Source organism: Hydrogenophaga sp., from assembly GCF_031426985.1.
GTDB lineage: Bacteria > Pseudomonadota > Gammaproteobacteria > Burkholderiales > Burkholderiaceae_C > Hydrogenophaga.
In genome coordinates, this window is the sequence record NZ_JASJOY010000158.1 from 1 (window position 1) to 1,474 (window position 1,474).

The 1,474-nt window shown below is 64.2% G+C and carries 1 pseudogene; it reads left to right on the forward strand.

Annotated features, from left to right (window positions below):
• Positions 1-1,474 (forward strand): annotated as a pseudogene (locus tag RMP09_RS17200) (lysine decarboxylase); the annotation flags it as partial.

Below are 1,474 nucleotides of genomic sequence, written 5' to 3' on the forward strand. Positions count from 1 at the left end.
TCATCCACATGTTCGAGGACACGCCCGAGTTCGTGGCGCGCCACATCATCCGCGAGGCCAAGAGCTACCTCGAAGGCATCCAGCCGCCGTTCTTCAAGGCGCTGCTGGACTACGCCGAAGACGGCTCTTACTCCTGGCATTGCCCGGGTCACTCGGGCGGTGTGGCGTTCCTCAAGAGCCCGGTGGGCCAGATGTACCACCAGTTCTATGGCGAGAACATGCTGCGCGCCGACGTCTGCAACGCAGTGGAGGAACTCGGACAGCTGCTGGACCACAACGGCGCGATCGGCGCCAGCGAGCGCAACGCGGCACGCATCTTCAATGCCGACCACTGCTACTTCGTGACCAACGGCACCTCGACCTCGAACAAGATGGTCTGGCACCACACGGTGGCGCCGGGCGACGTGGTGGTGGTGGACCGCAACTGCCACAAGTCCATCCTGCACTCGATCATCATGACGGGCGCGATCCCGGTGTTCCTCAAGCCCACGCGCAACCACTACGGCATCATCGGCCCGATCCCGCAGGCCGAGTTCGAGATCGAGGCCATCCAGGCCAAGATCCGCGCCAACCCGCTGCTGGCCGGCGTCGATGCCGAGAAGGTCAAGCCGCGCATCCTGACGCTGACGCAGTCGACCTACGACGGCGTGCTCTACAACACCGAAACCATCAAGAACCTGCTGGACGGTTACGTCGAGAACCTGCACTTCGACGAGGCCTGGCTGCCGCACGCCGCCTTCCACCCGTTCTACGGCACCTACCACGCGATGGGCAAGAAGCGGGCGCGGCCGGAGAAGTCGGTGGTGTACGCGACGCAGTCCATCCACAAGCTGCTGGCGGGCATCAGCCAGGCCAGCCATGTGCTGGTGCAGGACTCGCAGAGCACCAAGCTGGACCGCCACCTCTTCAACGAGGCCTACCTGATGCACACCAGCACCAGCCCGCAGTACAGCATCATCGCCAGCTGCGACGTGGCGGCCGCCATGATGGAGCCGCCCGGCGGCACCGCGCTGGTGGAGGAGAGCATCGCCGAGTCGCTCAATTTCCGCCGCGCCATGCGCAAGGTGGACGCCGAATACGGCAAGGACTGGTGGTTCAAGGTCTGGGGCCCGGACAAGCTGGTGGCCGAGGGTGTCGGCCGCGCCGAGGAATGGATCATCCGCAGCGACGGCCGCAGCGCCAGGAACGGCAGCAAGTGGCACGGCTTCGGCCAGTTGGCCGACGGTTTCAACATGCTGGATCCGATCAAGGCCACCATCGTCACCCCGGGTCTGAACCTGGACGGCAAGTTCGACAAGACCGGTATCCCGGCTTCCATCGTCACCAAATATCTGGCCGAGCACGGCGTGGTGGTGGAGAAGACCGGTCTGTACAGCTTCTTCATCATGTTCACCATCGGCATCACCAAGGGCCGCTGGAACACGCTGCTGACCGCGCTGCAGCAGTTCAAGGACGACTACGCCAAGAACCAGCC